This window comes from Streptomyces sp. NPDC001070, assembly GCF_053598835.1.
In genome coordinates this window covers 128,261-147,715 of sequence record NZ_JBSFLB010000017.1, presented here as the reverse complement: position 1 = coordinate 147,715, position 19,455 = coordinate 128,261, and the positions used below count along the sequence as shown (strand labels likewise).

At 72.6% G+C, this 19,455-nt stretch carries 15 protein-coding genes and 1 pseudogene; 11 read left to right on the top strand and 5 right to left on the bottom strand.

Going from position 1 to position 19,455, the window contains the following annotated elements; translation table 11 throughout:
* Nucleotides 1–378: 378 nt before the first annotated feature.
* Nucleotides 379–2,283 carry a Na+/H+ antiporter NhaA gene (locus ACWDAS_RS21960; protein WP_450393352.1) on the bottom strand — a complete coding sequence of 635 codons (1,905 nt, stop codon included), beginning with the start codon at nucleotides 2,281–2,283 and terminating at the stop codon, nucleotides 379–381.
* Between the two features lie 235 nt (nucleotides 2,284–2,518).
* On the opposite strand from ACWDAS_RS21960, the gene ACWDAS_RS21955 reads away from it, so the two are divergent.
* On the top strand, nucleotides 2,519–5,107 hold the full coding sequence (locus ACWDAS_RS21955; protein ID WP_450393349.1) for a Pls/PosA family non-ribosomal peptide synthetase: 2,589 nt from the start codon (nucleotides 2,519–2,521) through the stop codon (nucleotides 5,105–5,107).
* A 5-nt stretch (nucleotides 5,108–5,112) separates the two neighbouring features.
* Here the strand turns inward: ACWDAS_RS21955 and ACWDAS_RS21950 are convergent, their stop codons facing one another.
* Nucleotides 5,113–6,288, bottom strand: a complete 1,176-nt coding sequence (locus ACWDAS_RS21950; RefSeq protein WP_450393430.1) for an MFS transporter — start codon at nucleotides 6,286–6,288, stop codon at nucleotides 5,113–5,115.
* A 230-nt stretch (nucleotides 6,289–6,518) separates the two neighbouring features.
* Nucleotides 6,519–7,355 carry an undecaprenyl-diphosphate phosphatase gene (locus ACWDAS_RS21945; protein ID WP_450393346.1) on the bottom strand — a complete coding sequence of 279 codons (837 nt, stop codon included), beginning with the start codon at nucleotides 7,353–7,355 and terminating at the stop codon, nucleotides 6,519–6,521.
* A 536-nt stretch (nucleotides 7,356–7,891) separates the two neighbouring features.
* Between ACWDAS_RS21945 and ACWDAS_RS21940 the strand changes: the two genes are divergently transcribed.
* From ACWDAS_RS21940 to ACWDAS_RS21920, 5 genes are all read left to right on the top strand, one after another.
* Complete coding sequence (locus tag ACWDAS_RS21940; RefSeq protein ID WP_450393344.1) at nucleotides 7,892–8,293, top strand: BlaI/MecI/CopY family transcriptional regulator; 402 nt, start codon at nucleotides 7,892–7,894, stop codon at nucleotides 8,291–8,293.
* Between the two features lie 16 nt (nucleotides 8,294–8,309).
* Nucleotides 8,310–9,251, top strand: coding sequence for a M56 family metallopeptidase (locus ACWDAS_RS21935; protein WP_450393342.1), 942 nt, complete (start codon nucleotides 8,310–8,312; stop codon nucleotides 9,249–9,251).
* 282 nt (nucleotides 9,252–9,533) lie between these two features.
* On the top strand, nucleotides 9,534–9,854 hold the full coding sequence (locus ACWDAS_RS21930; protein ID WP_450393427.1) for a hypothetical protein: 321 nt from the start codon (nucleotides 9,534–9,536) through the stop codon (nucleotides 9,852–9,854).
* Nucleotides 9,821–9,985 carry a CsbD family protein gene (locus ACWDAS_RS21925; protein ID WP_450393339.1) on the top strand — a complete coding sequence of 55 codons (165 nt, stop codon included), beginning with the start codon at nucleotides 9,821–9,823 and terminating at the stop codon, nucleotides 9,983–9,985. Before ACWDAS_RS21930 ends, ACWDAS_RS21925 begins: the two co-directional genes overlap by 34 nt.
* Nucleotides 9,986–10,111: 126 nt before the next feature.
* On the top strand, nucleotides 10,112–10,723 hold the full coding sequence (locus ACWDAS_RS21920) for an HdeD family acid-resistance protein (RefSeq protein ID WP_450393336.1): 612 nt from the start codon (nucleotides 10,112–10,114) through the stop codon (nucleotides 10,721–10,723).
* A gap of 66 nt (nucleotides 10,724–10,789) precedes the next feature.
* Here the strand turns inward: ACWDAS_RS21920 and ACWDAS_RS21915 are convergent, their stop codons facing one another.
* On the bottom strand, nucleotides 10,790–13,075 hold the full coding sequence (locus ACWDAS_RS21915; protein WP_450393333.1) for a SpoIIE family protein phosphatase: 2,286 nt from the start codon (nucleotides 13,073–13,075) through the stop codon (nucleotides 10,790–10,792).
* 399 nt (nucleotides 13,076–13,474) lie between these two features.
* Nucleotides 13,475–14,056 (bottom strand): TMEM165/GDT1 family protein, encoded by a 582-nt coding sequence (locus ACWDAS_RS21910; RefSeq protein WP_450393330.1) that lies wholly within the window; start codon nucleotides 14,054–14,056, stop codon nucleotides 13,475–13,477.
* 354 nt (nucleotides 14,057–14,410) lie between these two features.
* Between ACWDAS_RS21910 and ACWDAS_RS21905 the strand changes: the two genes are divergently transcribed.
* From ACWDAS_RS21905 to rny, 5 genes and pseudogenes are all read left to right on the top strand, one after another.
* Nucleotides 14,411–14,605 carry a DUF3046 domain-containing protein gene (locus tag ACWDAS_RS21905; RefSeq protein WP_450393327.1) on the top strand — a complete coding sequence of 65 codons (195 nt, stop codon included), beginning with the start codon at nucleotides 14,411–14,413 and terminating at the stop codon, nucleotides 14,603–14,605.
* 21 nt (nucleotides 14,606–14,626) lie between these two features.
* Nucleotides 14,627–15,922, top strand: a complete 1,296-nt coding sequence (locus ACWDAS_RS21900; protein WP_450393324.1) for an AI-2E family transporter — start codon at nucleotides 14,627–14,629, stop codon at nucleotides 15,920–15,922.
* Between the two features lie 174 nt (nucleotides 15,923–16,096).
* A complete protein-coding gene (gene recA, locus ACWDAS_RS21895) occupies nucleotides 16,097–17,233 on the top strand; it encodes a recombinase RecA (protein WP_450393321.1) in 1,137 nt (378 codons plus the stop codon).
* Nucleotides 17,149–17,802, top strand: a pseudogene (gene recX / locus ACWDAS_RS21890) (recombination regulator RecX); the annotation flags it as partial. The gene recA and the pseudogene recX, both read left to right, overlap by 85 nt.
* Before the next feature lie 93 nt (nucleotides 17,803–17,895).
* Complete coding sequence (gene rny / locus ACWDAS_RS21885; RefSeq protein ID WP_450393318.1) at nucleotides 17,896–19,383, top strand: ribonuclease Y; 1,488 nt, start codon at nucleotides 17,896–17,898, stop codon at nucleotides 19,381–19,383.
* Nucleotides 19,384–19,455: the final 72 nt, after the last annotated feature.

The window sequence follows — 19,455 nt, the reverse complement described above, 5'->3', positions numbered from 1 at the left end:
GGCGGCGGACACGGTTGCGGACACCTGCCGGACGGGCTGTCGCGGGCGGATTCCACAACCTTGGAACACACGACCAACGTAACACCGGGTGTGCCGCGGGCAGCGGCACGCCGCGGGCGCACCTTTGCAGCCTCCCGCGGCCGGGACGGGCCCCGGTGTCCCGCACCGGCGGAGAAGCTCCGCCGGCAGCCGGTCCGAAGGGCACCGTGCATCTGCGCTACAGGCTCGCCGACGGCACGCCCGGGACGGGGGACACGAGGGCTCCTGGTCGCGGTGCCGGGCGCGACGACTGAAGCCGCCCCGCGCCGGGTGAATCCGCCGGGTCGGCACTTCGTCACGGCGGCGGCGGTTGGAGGGTGCCGACGCGCCGACGGCGGGTCAGCGGTGCAGGGTCGCCTTGGCGCGCTCCAGCGCGCCGCGGACCCCGGCCGAGAGGCTCTCGATGTCGTACGCGCGGTAGTGGCGGCGGCCGTTGATGAAGAACGTCGGGGTCCCCGACACATTGCTCAGGTCCGCGGACTCGGCGTCCTCGGCGACCCGGACCGCGACGGAGCGGGTCTCGACGTCGCGCCGGAAGCGCTCCACGTCGAGCCCGATGGCCGTGGCCAGCCGTTCGAGTCCTCGCGCGTCCAGCGCCTGGGGGTGGGCGAAGATCTGGTCGTGCATCTCCCAGAAGCGGTCCTGCTCGGCGGCGGCCTCCGCGGCGCGGGCGGCCTGGACGGCGTGGGGGTGGACGTCGGCGAGCGGCAGATGGCGCCAGACGTACCGGACGTCGCCGAAGTCGGCGAGCAGGTCGCGGATGACCGGCTCCGCCTCGCCGCAGTACGGGCACTCGAAGTCGCCGTACTCGACGACGGTGACGAGGGCGTTGTGCGGGCCGCGGACGTGGTCCCTGTCGGGATCGACGGGGACGGCCAGGTCCTCAAGCTGCTCTGCCTTGCCGAGCAGCGCCCGCCGCCGCACCGCCCGGGGCAGCCCGGACAGGACGAGCGTCACGCACCACGTGAGCAGGAAGGAGAGGACGACCGCGGCGAGGATGCCGACCTTCGCCTCGGCGAGCCGCCCGCCCTCGAACGCGCGGTCCGCGATGAGCAGGGCGATGGTGAAGCCGATGCCGGAGATGGTGCCGCCGGCCGTCACCGCCCCCCAGCCGACCGCCGGGCGCAGCCTGCCCCGGCTGAGCCGGGTGGTGAGCGCGGAGGCGCCCACGATGCCGAGCGGCTTGCCCACCACGTACGCGACGACGATGCCCAGGGTGACGGGGGAGGTGAGCGCGGCCGTCAGCTGCCGCGCGTCGATGGTGACGCCGGCGTTGGCCAGGGCGAAGGCCGGGACGATCAGATAACTGGTCCAGGGGCGGAACAGCTCCTGCAGCCGGGAGTTGAGTGACACCGACAGCGCCAGGCCGCGCCGGGCGCTGCGCTCCAGCGCGGGTGTCGGCTGCTCCCTGAAGCGCAGATAGAGCGAGCTGGCCCGGCGCAGGTCCGCGCCGCGCGCCGGGTGGTCGCAGGCCATGAGGCCGAGCACCAGGCCTGTCACGACCGGGTCCACCCCGGAGCCGAGCAGGGCGAACCACACGCCCACGCCCGTGAGCGCGTAGGCGGCGCCCCGGAACTCGCCGCAGACCCGCACGACGGAGTTGGCGACCCAGATCCCGACGGCGAAGACGCCGATCGCGACGAACAGTTCGGGCCAGGAGATGCCGCTGGTGTAGGCGAACGCGATGACCGTGAGCGCGATGAAGTCGTCGACGACGGACGCGGTCAGGATGAACGCCCTGGTCGCGGTGGGCAGTCGGCGGCCCAGCAGGGCGTACAGCCCCAGCGCGAAGGCGGTGTCGGTGGAGATCACCGTGCCCCAGCCCCGCGCGTCGGGCGTGCCGTGGGTGAAGGCCAGGTACAGGCCGAGCGGCACGAGCATCCCGGCCAGCCCGGCCATCGTCGGGAGGGTGATGCGCGTACGTTCGCGGAACTCCCCGAGGTCGAACTCCCGGCGCGCCTCCAGACCGACGATGAAGAAGAACAGGGTCATCAGCCCGCTGTTGGTCCACTCCCGCAGGTCGAGCGACACCTCGTGCGAGCCCAGCGCCAGCGACAGATGGGTGTGCCACACCGACTCGTAGTTCTCCGGCGCCAGGTTCGCCCAGGCCAGGGCGATGACCGTGGCGGCCAGCAGAAAGCCGGCGCCCGCCGTCTCGGTCCGCAGGAAGCGCAGGCGCGGAGTGGTCACGCCGGGGCGGCGCGGAGTCTGCCCCGTTGCCTGCACGGACGAGAACGCACTCACCCGCACATCGTGGCATGTGCCCCGGGCGGCGGCCCGCTGCGCGCCCGTACGGGGCCGCGCACCCTTACGCACGGTTACCGCCCAGGTCAGCCACGGGCCGGGCGGTTGGCACCTGGGCGCCGGACGTCCGAGACTGCAAGAAGACGACTTCTGCCCGTACGGCCGGAGAAGCGCCCACGACCTCGTGGCGGCCGGCCGCAGGTCTGCGGGTGGTCGTAAACCCTCAGAGGCTCACATGGTGGACAAATCAGCCGAAGTCCATAGGCACGATCAGGGTGAAGTTTCAACCACCGGGGGTGGTCGTTCCGGTCCCGGGACCGGAACGACGAGGATCCTCGCGGAGACCCTGGCCGGAGTCGTCCATGCCGAGCAGGTCTCCGTCGACAGTCACTTCTTCGACGACCTGGGCGCCGACTCGCTGGTGATGGCCCATTTCTGCGCGCGGCTGAGGAAACGGCCGGGCGCGCCGTCGGTGTCGATGAAGGAGATCTACCGTCATCCGACCATCCGGAGCCTGGCGGCGGCCCTGGACGAGGCGACACCGCTCACCCCCGCCCCCACGGCCCCGGCGGCCGCGGACGCGGCGCCCTCCGGGGCGCCGCAACCCGAGGCGGCGCGGGCGTCCGGCACCCCCCGCTACGTGCTCTGCGCGGTACTGCAACTCGTCTTCTTCCTGGCCTACTCCTTCGCGGCCGCGTTCGTCCTCACCAAGGGAGTGGGCTGGATCGCCGGGGGCTCGGGCCTGTTCGACATCTACCTGCGGGCGGTCGTCTTCGGCAGCGCGACCTTCGCCGCGGCGTGCGTGCTCCCCGTGGTGGCGAAGTGGGTGCTGGTCGGCCGGTGGCGGCCCCAGGAGATCCGGATCTGGAGCCTGGCGTACTTCCGCTTCTGGTGCGTCAAGACGCTCATCCGGTCGAATCCCCTGGCGTTCCTCGTCGGGTCGCCGCTCTACTCGCTGTATCTGCGGGCGCTCGGCGCGAAGGTCGGACGCCGCGTCACGATCTTCTCCCGGCGCGTACCGGTCTGCACCGACCTGCTCGCCATCGGTGACGGCTCGGTGATCCGCAAGGACGCGTTCTTCCCCTGCTACCGCGCGGAGGCCGGGGTGATCAGGACCGGGCCGGTCACGCTCGGCAAGGACGTGCTCGTCGGCGAGATGACGGTGATCGACATCGGCACCTCGATGGGCGACGGCACCCAGCTCGGCCACGCCTCCTCGCTCCACGCCGGCCAGCGCGTGCCCGACGGCGAGCGGTGGCACGGATCCCCGGCGCAGCCCACCGACGTCGACTACCGCGTGGTCGGTCCGGCCCCCTGCGGCACCGCGCGCAGGGCCGGTTACTCCGTGTCGCAGCTCCTGGCCGCGGGCCTGCTGTACGTACCGCTGGCCATCGCCGGCATGGTGCTCCTGTTCGCCGCGGTGCCGCAGTTCGCCTCGCTGCTGGAACCGGGGCCCACGGCACTGACGAGCTGGACGTTCTACGCAGACGCCCTGGCCACCTCGTGCGCCTTCTTCTTCGGCGTGGTGATCCTCGGCTTCCTCCTCACGGTGACGGTGCCGCGCGTGCTGAACCTCGCCGTCAAACCGGACACGGTCTACCCGCTGTTCGGCTTCCGGTACGGAATGCACCGGGCCATCGGCTTCATCACCAACCGGCGCTTCTACAAGACCCTGTTCGGCGACAGTTCCGCCATCGTCCACTACCTGGGCGGCCTGGGGTACCGGCTCTCCCACGTGGAGCAGACCGGATCGAACTTCGGCACGATCGTGAAGCAGGACAACCCGTGCCTGAGCACCGTCGGCAGGGGGACGATGGTGGCCGACGGGCTGTCGATCATCAACGCCGACTTCTCCGGTTCGTCCTTCTGCGTCTCCCGGGTGTCCATCGGGCCGCACAACTTCGTCGGCAACTACGTCGGCTACCCGTCGCAGGGCAGGACCGGGGACAACTGCCTCCTGGCGACCAAGGTCATGGTCCCGGTCGGCGGGGAGGTCCGCGAAGGCGTCGGCCTGCTGGGCTCGCCCAGCTTCGAGATCCCGCGCTCCGTCCTGCGGGACAGCAGGTTCGACCATCTCAAGGACGGCGAGACGTTCCGCCGCCGGCTGGCCGCCAAGAACAAGCACAACGTCTTCACCATGGCCCTGTACCTGCTGTCACGGTGGATCTTCTTCTTCTGGGTGGCCCTGATCGCCTCCGTGGCCGCGGATCTGTACGGCACCATGGGCGTGTCGGTGATCGCGCTGGCCAACGTCCTCACGCTGGCCTTCACGGTCGCCGACATGGTGCTGACCGAACAGCTCACCACGGGCTTCCGGGGTCTGCGGCCGCTGTACTGCTCGATCTACGAACGCCCCTTCTGGCGGCACGAGCGGTACTGGAAGGTCACCACCCCGACCGAGGCGATCATGATCTTCAACGGGACGCCCTTCAAGAACGTCATCTGGCGCTGGCTGGGCGTCCGGATCGGCAGCCGGGTCTTCGACGACGGCTGCTACCTGCCCGAGCGTTCCCTCGTCACCATCGGGGACCACTGCGTCCTCAACGAGGGGAGCCGGATCCAGTGCCACTCGCAGGAGGACGGCACCTTCAAGTCCGACCGGACCACCCTCGGGGCGGGCTGCACCGTCGGTGTGGGCGCCCTCGTCCACTACGGGGTCACGATGGGCGACGGGGCGGTGCTCGCGCCCGACGCCTTCCTCATGAAGGGTGAGGAGATGCCGCGGGGGGCCCGATGGGGCGGCAACCCTGCCCGGGAGATGCCGGACGAGCTGCCGGTGCCCCGGACCCACCGGGACTCCGGGACCGGCGCGCGGGCCGGCTGAACGCGTCACCGGGGACCCGGCTGCGACCCCGCCTCGCCCGCCTCGCCCGCCGCGGAGGCGCGACGGCGGGTGAGGGCCGTCAGGCCGCCCGCTGCGAGGAGGACGGCGAGGACGGCGTAGCCGCAGGAGAGGCCGGCGAGCGTGGCGACCGAGGCGACGAGCAACGGGCCGCCCGCGTCGCCGAGTTCGCGGCCCAGTTCGGCGGCGCCCATGGTCTGGCCGAGGCGTTCGCGCGGGGTGGCCGCGGCCAGGGCCGCGAAGCCGAGCGGAGTGATCAGGCCGGTGCCGGCACCGGTCAGCGCGGCCGCGGTCAGCACGCCGGTCAGTCCCGGCAGCAGCGCGCAGCCCAGGCCCGCCGCCGCGAGCAGCAGGCCGGCGGCGATGCCGCCGCGGGCGGTGAGGCGTCCGGCGTCCAGGGCGCGCCCGGCCCGGGGCTGGACGACGGCGGCGCAGGCGGCCAGGACGGACACGGCGGCGCCGGTCGCCACCGTGCCCAGCCCCGCCGCCGCCCCGGAGACGGGCAGGAAGCCGACCCCCACCGACAGGGCGGCCGTCGCGCCGGCCAGGGCGGCCGTCGGGGCCAGGAAGGCGGGGTCGGCCAACCGCCGGGCCAGGTCGAGCACCGTCTGGCGGGCCTTGGGCAGCGGCGGTACGGCCGGAACGGCGACAGCGGCCCACACGGCGACGGCCGCGCCGAGCACCGCCAGAACCGCGAACAGCAGCCGCAGGCCCCCGGCCCACACCAGCGCACCGCCGAGCAGCGGGCCCAGGGTGTAGCCGATGGACTTGTGGAAGCCGTACGAGCCGAAGGCCCGGCCGTGTCCGGCCGCCGGATTGAGCCGGGCGACCAGCGCGGAGGCGGAGGGGGAGAAGGCGGAGGCCGCGACTCCCTGGCCGAGCCGGGCGGCCCACAGCAGGCCGGGGCTGTCCGCGGCGGCGTACAGCGCGGAGGCGGCCGCGAAGGCGGCGAGCCCGCCCAGCAGGACCGGGCGGGCGCCGATCCGGTCCGCGAGGGTCCCGAAGAGCGGCTTGAGCAGCACCTCGGCGCCGTCGTACAGGGCGAGCAGGCCCCCGAGCACCAGAAGCGAGGTGACGGCGTCGCCGGAGAGGCCGCCGAGGTTGGCGGCGATACCGTGCGCGCCGAAGGCCGTCGTGAAACCGGCCGCGTACAGCGCCCACATCTGCTGCGCCGGCGCCGGTTTCGGCGGCGGGGCCGCCGTCGTGTGTGACGTCATCCGTCCCGCTCCGGGGTCTCGTGCACCGCGCGGAACACGTCCCGCGCGGTGAGGTCGCGGTGCCGGTGCAGCAGGCGCTCCGGGTGACGACCCGGCCGCCGGCCTGCCCGGCCGGGCCCGCCGCCCGGACGCCTCGGCCGCTCGGGCGGGCTCTTCAGGCCGTCATCGCCGTGACGTCACGCGCTCAGCACGCCCGAGCCCAGCAGGGCGAAGAGCAGCGTTCCGACGAGGATCCGGTAGACGACGAAGGCGTTGAAGGAGTGCCGGGCGACGAACTTCAGCAGCCAGGCGATCGAGGCGTAGGCGACAACGAAGGATACGGCGGTCCCCACCACGAGAGGGGCCGCGCCGACCCCGGTGCCGACCGCGTCCTTGAGCTCGTACAGGCCCGCGCCGGTCAGCGCGGGGATGCCCAGGAAGAACGAGAGCCGGGTCGCCGCCACGCGGTCCAGGTCCAGGACGAGGGCGGTCGACATCGTGGCCCCGGAGCGCGAGAAGCCGGGGAAGAGCAGCGCGAGGATCTGCGAACTGCCCACCAGCATGGCGTCCTTGAGGCTCGTGTCGTCCTCCCCCCGCTTGTGGCGGCCGATCTGGTCGGCCGCCCACATCACACCGCTGCCGACGATCAGCGACCCGGCCACCACCCACAGAGAGGCGAGCGGTCCTTCGATGAGCCGCTTGGCGAGCAGGCCGACGACGACGATCGGGACGGTGGCACAGACGACCCACCAGGCGAACCTGTAGTCGTGGTGGTAACGCTCCTCGGGGTTGACCAGGCCGCGGCCCCAGGCCGAGACGATCCGGACGATGTCCTTGAAGAAGTAGACGAGCACAGCGGCGATCGCCCCGACCTGGATCACGGCGGTGAAGCCCACCACGGACGTGTCGTCGACGGGGATGCCCATCAGGCCTTCGGTGATCTTCAGATGGCCGGTGGAGGAGACCGGGAGGAACTCGGTCACTCCCTCGACCACTCCGAGCACGGCGGCCTGAGTGACGCTGATGGCACTCATCGGGATCCATCTCTGCGGGGTACGGGGGACGGGGCGGGGACAGGGTGTGCGGTGGTGCGCAGGACGCGGGGCGGGCGGCCCGGCCGGAGGCCTTCCGCCCGGTCAGCGGCGCGGTGCGCGCAGGGACCGGCGGAGCCGGCCGCGCCACCGCGCCTTGCGGTGCCGCCAGGCACGGACCCGCCGGGGCGCGGCGAGCCCGGCGAACAGCTCCCCGTACGCCTGGGCGACCGCGGCGGGGTCGAAGCGCCGGGCCGCCTCGCGGGGGCCTCGCCCATGAGGGAGTCGCCGGGCAGGAAGAACCCGATCAGCAACCCCGTCTCGGCGAACAGCACCGCGAACACGCCTGCGGCGCCGAGCGCGCTGAGCAGCGAGGTGGCATCCAGCACATTGAGGGCCTGGGGCATCCGGAATCCTTTCCTGCCCCGCCCTCCCGCGGGCGCGGGAGCGGACGCATGGCACACTGGGGCACGGCGACTTTTACACTGCCGTAGAAGTTCTACGTGACTGTAGAAGATGAGGGAGGGGACCACAAACCCATGGCTGCCGACGCACACGGCCGGGGCTCCAGGAGGGCCAACGGCGAACGGGAGGCCGAGGTCCTCGACCTGCTGCTGCGCGCCGAGGGCGCGCTGACCCCCGGCGAGGTCGCCGAACGCCTCGGCGGGGAACTGACCTACAGCACCGTGGTGACGATCCTCACCCGCATGCACACCAAGCAACTGCTCAGCCGCATGCCCCGCGGCCGGGCGTACGCCTACGCGCCCGTCACGGACGACCCCGGCTTCGCCGCCCGCCGCATGCGGACCGTCCTGGAGGAACGGCAGGACCGCGAGGCCGTGCTCGCCCGCTTCGCGGACGGCCTGTCCGACGCGGACGCGAACCTGCTGCGCCAGTTGCTCGAGCCCGGCCAGGACCCCGGCCAGGACCCCGTCCGGTAGGGAACGGGCCGCCCCCATGCGCATCGCCGTCTACCTGCCCTTGCTGCTCTCCCTCGTCGCGCCGCTGGGCGCACGGCCGCTGTCCGAGCGCTGCGAACCCCGCCTCGCCACCTGGCTGCTCACCGCCTCGGCCCTGGTGCTCGGGGCGGCGAGCACCGTCTCCCTGGGACTGCTGGCCGTCACCGGCCTGATCCGCGTCCCGCTCCTCGCCGGCCTCGGCCACTGGTCGCTGCGTGCCGCCCAGCGCGACGACCCCGCCGAACTGTCCGTCGCCCTGATCGCCGGGCTGCTCCTCGGCGGCGCCGTGGTGACCATGGCCCGCATGCTCTGGCGGCGCGTCCGCTCGCTGGCGGCCGCCGCGCTGGAGGCCGCCTGCATGCCCGCGCGCGACGGCCTGGTCGTGGTCGACGACGCGGTCCCCGAGGCCTTCGCTCTGCCCGGACTGCCTGGCCGGGTCGTCGTCTCCACCGGCATGCTGGACACCCTGGACGAGACCGAGCACCACATCCTGCTCGCCCATGAACGGGCCCATCTCGTGGCCCACCACTACCTCTTCGTCGCCCTCGCGCAACTCGGGGCCGCGGCCAATCCGCTGCTGCGCCCCCTGGCCGACGCCGTCACCTACACCATCGAGCGCTGGGCCGACGAGGACTCCGCCACCGCGACCGGCGACCGGGCCCGCGTCGCCCGCGCCGTCGGCAAGGCCGCCCTGGCCGCGCACCGCGCGCCCGTCCGGCCCCGCACCCCGGGTGCCGCCCTCGGCATCCTGGGCCGCCGGGGCCCGCTCGCCGGGGCAGGGCCCGTACCGCGCCGCGTGGCCGCCCTCCTCGCCCCGCCGCTGGGCCGGCACCCCGCCCTCGCCGCGGCCACGCTGGTGGTCCTGGCCGCGGCCACCGGCTCCACCGTCCACGCGGTCCACGACCTCCACCACCTGCTGGAAGCCGTCGGCGCCTCCTAGGACGCGCTCCGTGATCGGCCGGACCCCGCGGTGGCACCCGCAGCGGATGGGGCCAACACTGGTGGAGTACGGGCAATCCGACTGCGGCGGGTGCCACGCAGCCGTTGTGGGCCCGCCGGACGGGTGGGCAAGGTGACGACTTCAACCGCTTCTTCGGAATGAGCCCGGCGGCATCGCCGCCGGCCGTCCAGCGCGTCCCCGTCGGGCGCCTGCTCAGCGACTCCTCGCACGCACTCATGGCGGCCGCCGCGGGCCGCGCGGCCCGCGGACGGGGCCGGCCTTCTGCCGGAGCGCAGCCGGCGCAGGCTCCACGCCCAGCAGGTCGGCCTGGAGGTCACCGGGGTTGCCGAGGAATGGCCGGCCGAACGCGGCTGCCAACCCGAGTTCGGCGCCCGGCCGCTGCGCCGCACCATCCAGACACGGCACCCTCAGCCCGGGCGACACGGTCATCGCGGACGTCAAGGACGGGGAGCTGATGCCGAGCCTGAAACCGAAGTAACCCGCGAAGGAGGCGCCGACGTCGGACGGTTGACCCCGGTCAACGAAGCCACTCATGGGAGGAATCCGTCATGGGCAAGACACAGGCGAAGGCGAAGCAGGTGAAGGGCCAGCTCAGGGAGACCACCGGGCGGATCATGGGCGACCGGCACATGGTGAACAAGGGCCGTGCCGAGAAGGTCAGGGGCAAGGTCCAGGAGGTCGTGGAGGGCGTGAAGAAGTCCATCCGCCACTGACGGCGGGCGGCGGCACGTTTCCCGGCACGCCGGTGAGGAATCACATCAATGCGCATGAAACATGCGCACAGGCCACATCCGCACCAGGCGACCGGTTCGCTGCCGCCGGTACCGCCGGGAGACACCATGAACGCACCGTACGAGCACCCGACGACTCACGGGCCGGCCGACCCCGATGAGGTGCTGGGCAAGCTGGGCGCTTCCTGGGGATGGTCCCTGGGCTTCGCCCTCGCGACCCTTGTGGCGGGCGTGATCGTGCTGGTCTGGCCGGACGAGACACTGCACGTCCTGGCGGTCGTGGTCGGCCTGTACCTGCTCGTCGCAGGCGTCTTCCGCTTCGTGACGGCGTTCTCCCGCCGCGAGGGGGGCAGCAGGGTGACGGCCGTGATCGTCGCGGTGCTGGCCGTCCTGGCGGGTGTGCTGTGCCTGCGGAACCCACTGCAGACCACCGCCGTGCTGTCCCTCGTCCTCGGCGCCTACTGGCTGGTGTCGGGCCTGTTCGTGGGCTCCGTCGCCGTCACCGGACGGGACATGCCGCACCGGGGCATGGCCTTCGCGGTGGCCGCGCTCGGGATCGTCGCCGGGATCGTCGTGCTCGCCTTCCCCGTGCAGTCGGCGGTCGCGCTGGCCCGGCTGGTCGGGCTGTGGCTCGTGCTGCTGGGCCTGGCCGAGGTGGCGCTGGCGCTGGCGTTGCGCTCCCTCGCGAAACGGCCCGCGACCGCCCGCCCACCCGTGTAGCCGGCCCTCGCGGCGGTCTCGGTCTCGCGGCGGTCCGCGGACGGCGCCGGGACGGCACCTCACGGCTCACGGCTCGGCGCGCTGCGGCGTCCCGAGTGTCTGCTCCGCCCAGATGGTCTTCCCCTCGCCGTGGTAGCGGGTCCCCCACTGATCGGCGCAGCGGGAGACGATGAACAGGCCGCGGCCGGTCTCATCCAGGGCGCGGGCGTGCTTCAGATGCGGTGCGCTGGCTCCCGCGTCGCTGACCTCGCAGGTCAGCGCGGCGTCCAGGACGAGCCGCAGTTGCAGGGGAGGCGTCCCGTACCGCACCGCGTTGCCGACCAGTTCGCTGACGATCAGCTCCGTGGTGAAGGCCGTCTCCTCGTCGATCCTCCACTGCGCCAGCCGGCGCCGGGCCATCGACCGTGCGATGGGCGCCGCCTCCGCGTCGTTCGGCAGGGGGCAGGTCAGCACCCGCTCGCGGGGGAAGGCCCGGGTACGGGCGAGCAGCATGAGCAGGTCGCCGGGCTGACTGCCGTTCTTGATGGCGTACGCGAAGGAGTCGCTGAGCTCCTGCAGCGGGCCCCCGCCGTACCGCTCCAGCAGGCTGTGCAGGGACCCGGAGGGCGTGCGCAACTGGTCCGTCAGCGTGGAGATGCCGAACACGAGGGTGGTGCTCTCGGGGAGGGTGACCGTGGTGGCGGAGAAGGGGGCGTTGCCCTTCTCCGCCAGCAGCGGTCCGGGCGAGACGGGCAGCGACTCGATCGCGCCGTCGGGGAAGACCGCGATCGGCTGCGGGTGGCCCGCCAGGGCGATCGTGCAGGTGAGGTCCAGCGGGTCGTAGACGGCGATGACGCATTCCGCGGTCAGCGGCTCACGGTGCAGGGGATCCCCGGCCGGCAGCGCCGCCCGCTCCTCGGCCAGCCGGGTCGCCGTGTCGCTCAGCCGTGCCAGCAGCTCCTCCGGCTGGAGGTCCAGCGCGGCAAGGGAGTGGATCACCGTCCGCAACTGCCCCATGGTCGTGGCGGCCTCGACGCCCCGCCCCTTGACGTCGCCGACGGCCAGGGCCGTTCTCGCCCCGGGCAACGCGATCACGTCGAACCATGCCCCGCCGCCCTCCGCGCCGGGCAGGTGGAGATGGGACGTCTCCAGCGCGATCCGTGAGGCCGGCCGTTGCGGGAGCAGCCTGCGCTGCACGGTCGCGGCGATGGTGCGTTCGCGTGTGAAGCGCCGGGCGTTCTCGATGCACAGCGCCGCGTGCGTGCACACGTCCAGCGCCAGCCTGACGTCGTCCTCGTCGAAGAGGTCCTCGTCCTCGTGCCGGTAGAAGCTCACCAGCCCCAGCGCCTCACCGCGCAGCGCCAGCGGAGCCACGATCAGGGAGTGCACGTTCTGCCGGCGGATCGCGTCGGCCCGGGCCGGGTCGGCCGCCAGCCACATGCTGTCCTCCTCCACCGGGATGAGCCGCGGCTGCAGATCGGCCATCACGCGGGCGAACGGGGTGCCGTAGGGCAGGTGCCGGACGTCCCCGACGGGATACGCCGACACCTTGCCGCGGAAGGCGGCCCTGCGCAGCGGCACGTCCCGGTCGACGGGGACCAGCGGCGGCACCTCGCCGCGCACGACGTCCTCCACCACCTCCACCACGACGATCCCGGCGAACGCGGGGACGACCGACTCCGCCAGCTCCTCGCAGACCGCGACCACGTCCAGCTGCTGTCCCACCCGCTCGCGCACCGTGTCCAGGACGGCCATCCGCCGGCGGCTCGTCTCGCGTTCGGTGACGTCGGTCGCCGAGGCCACCAGGCCCAGCACCTCGCCGTGCGCGCCCTCCAGGCGGAAGACGGAGGTGACGTACACGCGTCTGCGCGGCTGCCCCGCACGCCGCGCGCCGCGCACCATGCGGTTCAGCACGGGCTCCCCGGTCTCGAGCACCCGGCGGGCGACCTCCTCCTCCGTCGCCGGGTCGTCCAGCTGGAACACCTTGCTGAAGTGCCGCCCCGGGCTCAGGTGCACATCGTGCAGCGCCCGCGTCGCGCTGTTCATCCGCACCAGCCGCAGCTGGTCGTCGAGGACGTGCAGACCCACCGGGGCCTGAGTGAACATCGTCTTCAGCAGCGCCATGTCCCGGACCCCGAGGGCGTCCCCGCCCGCGCGTACCTCCCACATCAGCGAGCCACCGCTCAGCACCGGCCTGACCAGCACCTCGGGCCCCTGCCAGGGGGCGGCCCCCGGCTTCCGTACGAGTTCGGCCACGGGCCGCCCCACGGCCTCGTCGGCGGACAGCCCGAACAGCTCCTCGGCCTTGCTCCGCCACTCGGCCACCCGCCCGCCCTCGTCGACGAACAGGAGCACGTCACAGCCACCGGCCATCCGCGCACACCTCCAAGCTCACCCTCTCCCACCCCACCAGCCCCCGCACCCTGGCGTTTCCCCCGGGGGACCGGCCGGGCGCGCGACGGACGCGACCGCGGCCGGCCGCCGTTCCGGCGTGAGGACGCGAGGAGCCGCTCGCCGGACGGGGCCGGGGCGGGCAGGGTGCGCTCGTCGCCGTACTGGACGGCGATCACGGCGATGTCGTCGTCGGGTTCCATGTCGCCGCCGCCCACGTGGCGGGAGAGGCCGCCGAGCACGTGCTGGAGCAGCTCCTCCGGCCGGGCGCCCGGCCAGGCGGCCACATGGTCGCCCAGGTCGTAGAACCGGCCGTCGCCGTCCCGCGCCCCGATGGCCCCGGACGTACCGTGAGCGCGCTCGGCCCGGGGCCGAGCGACGTCACGCCGCGAACGCCTCGATCAGGGTCCAGACGGCCAGCCCCGCCATGCAGATGGCGCCGACGCGCTGGACGGTCTTCAGCGGGACCTTCTTGGCGATGAACCGGCCCACCACGAGAGCCAGGGCCGAGACCGACATCAAGGCCGCGGCCGAGCCGATCGCCGTCGGCAGCCAGCCGCTGGTGGCGGCGAGGTTGGCGGTGGTGATCTGCGTGAGGTCACCCCACTCGCTGATGAAGACGGCCATGAACGCGGTGGAGTACACGGGCCAGAACCCGGTCACGGTCTTGCCGGCCTCGTCGTGGTCGTCGTCGCCCCCGCCCCGCAGCAGCACCACGGCACCGAAGGCGAACAGCGCGGCCGAGACCAGCTTCACGGCCATGGTCGGCAGCAGACTGATCAGGCTGCCGGCGCCCACCGCGATGGCGACGTGCACGATGAAGGCGGTCGAGGTGCCGAACCACACGTACAACGGGCGCATGCGCGTGCCCATCGCCAGCGAGGCGAACATCGTCTTGTCCGGGAGTTCGGCGAGGAAGATCAGCCCGAAGGCGGTGACGAGCGCCAGGGGGTCGAAGGTCATTCCGGTGCTTTCTGCTGGGGCCGGACCGCGGACTTCAACGGCACCCAAGGGGCGGCGGGAAGCGCCATCGGCCCGGCACGACGGAGCGGTCCGCACGCAGATGCGGACCACGTCTTGCCTTGGCCGAAGGTCTCGTCCACCCCCGCACCGAGTGCGGCGGCCCGATGGCCGGGACATCCACGGACGTCCAGTGTGTCGACCAGCCGGTATTGCGGGACTACTCCCCTTCGCTGCTCCCAGTGTAACCAATGCCGCGATCGGACCCCGCCGCCCCACGGGCCCGGGGCGCCGCCCGCAGGCCGGTCGTCTGTGCGACGCCCGCTGGTTCGGGCGGCGGCACGGGATACTGGAACCATGAAGCTGACGGTGTTCTGGGAACGGATGCGCGCGCACTTCGGCGAGACGTACGCCGACTCCTTCGCGCGCGACCACGTGATGTCCGAGCTCGGCGGCCGGACCGTGCACCAGGCACTGGACGAGGGCTGGGAGACCAAGGACGTGTGGCGGGCGGTGTGCGCGGCTGTGGACGTACCGGCCTCGCGCCGCTGAGCACTGAGTGAGACTGGGGCCGTGGCGGGAAGCGACGAGACGATAGCCGAGGCGGCCGCGGGGCCGCCGGGGGAGCCCGGGGTGCCCGGGCCGGGGGCCGGGGAGGACACGGGGGGTTCCGCGATGCCGCGCTGGCTGCCCCGGGCGATGGTGCTGGCACTCACGCTGCTGGCCGCGTTCCAGCTGGCGAACTGGGCGTTCCACCAGGTCATCGGGCTGCTGGTGAACATCCTGCTGGCCTTCTTCGGCGCCCTGGCGATCGAGCCCGCGGTGGACTGGATGGCCGCGCGCGGCATGCGCAGGGGCTGGGCGACCGGGCTGGTGTTCCTGGCCGTGCTCGCGGCGGGCGGGATCTTCGTGGTGCTGCTCGGCTCCCTGCTGGTGGACCAGATCACATCGATCGGCCGCAATCTGCCGGAGTACGTCGACGACGTGGTCGTGTGGGTCAACCAGACCTTCGGAACCGATCTGTCCGTCGGCAAGCTGCAGGAGAACGTCCTGCACTCCGACTGGCTGCGCAATTACGTGCAGCGGCAGGCCGGCAACGTGTGGGGGCTGTCCGCGACGGTCCTCGGCGGCGTCTTCCAGGTGCTGACGATCACCCTGTTCACCTTCTACTTCGCCGCCGACGGGCCCCGGATGCGCCGTGCCGTGTGCTCGGTGCTGCCGCCCGCCCGGCAGGCCGAGGTGCTGCGGGCCTGGGAGATAGCGGTGGCCAAGACCGGCGGCTACCTGTACTCGCGGGCGCTGATGGCGCTGATCTCGGCGGTCGCCCACTACGTGCTCTTCGTGATCCTGGGGATTCCGTACGCGCCGGCGCTCGCGGTCTGGGTCGGCGTGGTCTCGCAGTTCGTCCCGACGGTCGGCACGTACCTGGCGGGGGCGCTGCCGATGCTCATCGCCTTCACGCAGGACCCGTGGGACGCGGTGTGGGTGCTGGGCTTCGTCGTGGTCTACCAGCAGTTCGAGAACTACGTGCTGCAGCCGCGGATCACCGCGCGCACCGTCGACATCCACCCCGCCGTGGCCTTCGGGTCGGTGATCGTCGGCACCGCGCTGCTGGGGGCGGTGGGCGCGCTGGTGGCGATCCCGGCGACGGCGACGCTGCAGGGCTTCCTGGGGGCGTACGTGAAGCGGTACGAAGTGATCGCCGGGACGGATCCCGGGACGTACGGGCCGCGGCGGCGGCCGCTGATCCGGTGGCGGTGGCGGGTTCCCGGTGCGCCGCGCAGGCCCGGTCCGGGCGAAGGGCCCGGCGGCGGGGACGGGCGGGACGGCCCGGACGGCGGGGCCGGCCGAGGTTCGCGTGTCGCTTGACACGAAAATCGAACATCCATTCTCATGGATGTCCCGGGCCGGATTTCCCAAGGGTTCTCACGGACTTCCACGGAGTTGTCCACAGGCGCGGGGAGACGTCGGGACGCGTTGTCAGTGGCAGGCAGTAGCGTCATGGACGTGAAGCGATCGACTCAGACACCCAGGGTGGAACCCATGGCAGGAACCGACCGCGAGAAGGCGCTCGACGCCGCGCTCGCACAGATTGAACGGCAGTTCGGCAAGGGTGCCGTCATGCGCCTCGGCGACCGGCCGAACGAGCCCATCGAGGTCATCTCGACGGGGTCCACCGCCCTGGACGTCGCCCTCGGCGTCGGCGGTCTGCCGCGCGGCCGCGTGGTGGAGGTGTACGGTCCGGAGTCCTCCGGCAAGACGACCCTGACCCTGCACGCGGTGGCCAATGCGCAGCGGGCCGGGGGCAAGGTCGCCTTCGTGGACGCCGAGCACGCCCTCGACCCGGAGTACGCCCGCCGTCTCGGCGTGGACGTGGACTCGCTGCTGCTGTCCCAGCCGGACAACGGTGAGCAGGCCCTCGAGATCACGGACATGCTGATCCGCTCCGGCGCGCTGGACCTCATCGTGATCGACTCCGTGGCGGCCCTCGTGCCGCGGGCCGAGATCGAGGGCGAGATGGGCGACTCGCACGTGGGTCTGCAGGCCCGTCTGATGAGCCAGGCGCTGCGTAAGATCACCGGTGCACTCAGCCAGTCCAAGACCACCGCGATCTTCATCAACCAGCTCCGCGAGAAGGTCGGCGTGATGTTCGGCTCCCCGGAGACCACGACCGGTGGCCGGGCGCTGAAGTTCTACGCCTCCGTGCGTCTGGACATCCGCCGCATCGAGACCCTCAAGGACGGCACCGAGGCGGTCGGCAACCGGACCCGGGTCAAGGTCGTCAAGAACAAGGTCGCGCCGCCCTTCAAGCAGGCCGAGTTCGACATCCTCTACGGCCAGGGCATCAGCCGCGAGGGCGGCCTGATCGACATGGGCGTGGAGCACGGCTTCATCCGCAAGTCCGGTGCCTGGTACACCTACGAGGGCGACCAGCTCGGCCAGGGCAAGGAGAACGCGCGCAACTTCCTGCGCGACAACCCCGACCTCGCCGACGAGATCGAGAAGAAGATCAAGGAGAAGCTCGGCATCGGCGTCCGGCCCGAGGCCCCGGGTGAGCAGCCCGGCGCCGACGCGGCCGCTCCCGCCGTGGCGGCGGCCGACCCGGCGAAGGCCGACGCCGCGACCGTCCCGGCGCCCAAGGCCGCCAAGGCGACCAAGGCCGCGGCCGCCAAGGCCTGACGGTGGCGTCCGGGCACAAGGATCGTGGCGGCTCTTTCTCGTCGAGGGCCGAGCAAGAGCCGCCACTTGACCCCGTGGAGCAGGCGCGGGCGCTCTGTCTGCGTCTGCTCACGGGGACCCCTCGTACCCGCAAGCAGCTCGCCGACGCCATGCGCCGCCGGGAGATCCCGGAGGAAGCGGCGGAGCAGGTGCTGGAGCGGTTCGAGGACGTCGGGCTCATCGACGACCAGGCGTTCGCCCACGCCTGGGTGGAGTCCCGGCACCACGGCCGGGGCCTCGCCCGGCGCGCCCTCGCCCAGGAACTGCGTACCCGGGGTGTGGACGCCGAGGCGATCGGCCACGCCGTGGGGCAGCTCGACGCGGAGCAGGAGGAGGCGACGGCCCGCGCCCTCGTCGACCGCAAACTCCGGGTTACCCGCGGCCTGGAGAAGGAGAAGCGGATCCGCCGGCTCGCCGGGATGCTCGCCCGCAAGGGGTACGCGGAGGGACTCGCCCTGCGAGTGGTCCGCCGCGCCCTGGAGGAGGAGGGCGAGGACCCGGAGCTGCTCGAGCAGTACCTGCCCGACTGAACCTCCGTTCAGGTTCCTTGACCGTGCCTCTGAGTCGACTTAGCCTCACAACGTGTGAGGGATCGCGTCCTCAGAGATACGGGAGTTGGTGCCATGGGCATCGCGCTGGGGACCGGATCCGTGCTCACGGTCGTGGCCGTCGCCGCCACGGTGGCCGTCGCGGTCACTGCGGGCGTGCTGCTCCACCGGCTCCGCGCGGAACGTGAACAGCTCAGAGCGGCGGCCGAACGGGAGGCCCGGGAGATCCGGAGCACCGCCAAGGAGGAAGTCCGGGAGATCCGGGCCGACTTGGAGCGGCGCGAGCAGCGGCTCGCCGACCGGGAGGCCCGCATCGACGCCGAGTCGGAGCAACTCCACCGGCGCCGCAGGGAACTGGCCGAGGAGCGCGAGGAGCTGGAGCGCCGCCGCGCCGACGCCAACCGGCTCGAGGACGAGCGGCGTGCCGTCCTGGAGCGGGTCGCCTCCTACACCGCCGCAGAGGCCCGCACCGACCTCGTGCGCTCCGTCGAGCAGCAGGCCAAGCGTGAGGCGGCGGTGATCGTCCGCGACATCGAGCGGGCCGCCCGCGACCGCGGCGAGGAAAGGGCCCGGCGGATCGTGGCCGGGGCCATCCAGCGCGTGGCGACCGAGCAGACCGCCGAGTCCGTGGTCTCCGTGCTGCAACTGCCGGGCGACGAGATGAAGGGCCGGATCATCGGCCGCGAGGGCCGCAACATCCGTGCCTTCGAGGCCATCACCGGCGTCAACCTCATCATCGACGACACCCCCGAGGCGGTGCTGCTCTCCTGCTTCGACCCGGTGCGCCGCGAGGTCGCCCGCCTCGCCCTCGACGCGCTCGTCACCGACGGACGCATCCACCCGCACCGCATCGAGGAGGTCTACGAGCGCAAGCAGTCCGAGGTCGAGCAACTCTGCGTGCGCCACGGCGAGGACGCGCTCACCGAGATCGGCATCACCGACATGCACCCCGAGCTGGTGACCCTGCTCGGGCGGCTGCGCTACCGCACCTCCTACGGCCAGAACGTGCTCGGCCACCTTCTGGAGTCCGCGCACATCGCGGGCATGATGGCCGCCGAACTCGGCATCGATCCGGCCGCGGTGAAGCGCGGCACGCTGCTGCACGACATCGGCAAGGCGCTCACTCACGAGGTCGAGGGCAGCCATGCCCTGATCGGCGCGGACCTGGCCCGGCGGCACGGTGAGTCCGAGGACGTCGTCCACGCCATCGAGGCCCACCACAACGAGGTCGACCCCCGCACCGTCGAGGCGGTGCTCACCCAGGCCGCCGACGGCATCTCCGGGGGACGCCCCGGGGCACGGCGCGAGTCGCTGGAGAGCTACGTCCGCCGGCTCAAGCGCCTGGAGCAGATCGCCGCCGCGCACGCGGGCGTCGTCAAGGTCTTCGCCATGCAGGCCGGACGCGAGGTCAGGGTGATGGTGCGCCCGGAGGACGTGGACGACATCCAGGCGCAGGTCATCGCCCGCGACGTGGCCAAGCAGGTCGAGGAGGAGCTGACCTACCCCGGTCAGATCCGCATCACCGTCGTCCGCGAGTCCCGCGCGACCGAGTTCGCACGTTGAGCGGCCTCCCCCCGGGGGCCTGGCCCGCGCCCCGGACCGGGGCCCCGCCCGCGACCCGGTACCGGGGTCCGG